General features: G+C 71.8%; 1 protein-coding gene. It reads left to right on the top strand.

The annotated features are described in order from the left end of the window. Nucleotides 1-794: glutamate ligase domain-containing protein (locus tag ACT84W_RS10545; protein ID WP_444329182.1), on the top strand; the 794-nt coding region annotated here is incomplete at its 5' end. Between the last annotated feature and the right edge of the window lie 25 nt (nt 795-819).

Genomic DNA, 819 nt, shown 5'->3' with positions numbered 1-819 from the left:
TCTGCGCGCGGATGCGCGACGCCTCGACGGCTGCGGGCGGCGTCGAGCGGACGCTCGTCATGCCGTCCGCCTGCGACCTCACGGCCTTCATCGCCGACGGCTTCGCGCGCCCCGCGGGCGTCGCAGTCGAGCTTGTGGGCGGCCGAGAGGGCGATGCCGTCCGCGCCGAGGGCTTGAGCCTGGACTCCGAGGGCCTGCCCTCCTTCACCGTCCGCTGCGCCGACGGCTGGGCCCGCGAGGTCAAGCTGAACCTCCCGGGCCGCAAGGTGGTCGACGACTTCCTCATCGCGCTCGCGCTGATCTGGCGCGCGGGCGCCGACCGCGACGCCGCCGCGGAGGCCATCGAGCGCATGGAGCACACTGCGCTTCGCCTCGACGTGCGCGCTTCTTCCCGCGGGGTCCGCGTGATCGACGACTCCTACAACGCCGCGCCGAACTCGATGGCGTCCTCGCTCGACATCCTCGCGACGATGGCCTGCGACGGCCGCCGCGTCGCCGTCCTCGGCCAGATGGGCGAGCTCGGCGCCGAGGAGGAGAAGCTCCACGGCTATACCGGCGCCTACGCCGCGGCCAAGGGGCTCGACATGCTCGTCTTCATCGGAGGGCACCTCGCCGACGTCATGGCCGAGGCTGCCTGCACGATGGGCGCCTCGGAGGACGCCGTCCACCGCTTCGCCACGGTCGACGACGCCGTCGCGGCGCTCAAGCCGGTGCTCGCCGCCGGTGATCTCGTCCTCGTCAAGGCCTCGCGCTCCGAGGGCCTCGACCGCTTTGCCAAGGAGGTTCTGGCTTAAATGATCGGCAATCCCGCTTACCCAA

The sequence above is a fragment of the Paratractidigestivibacter sp. genome, assembly GCF_052362415.1.
Taxonomy (GTDB): domain Bacteria; phylum Actinomycetota; class Coriobacteriia; order Coriobacteriales; family Atopobiaceae; genus Paratractidigestivibacter.
The sequence above is the reverse complement of the archived record's forward strand: the minus strand, read 5'-3'. Positions and strand labels throughout refer to the sequence as shown.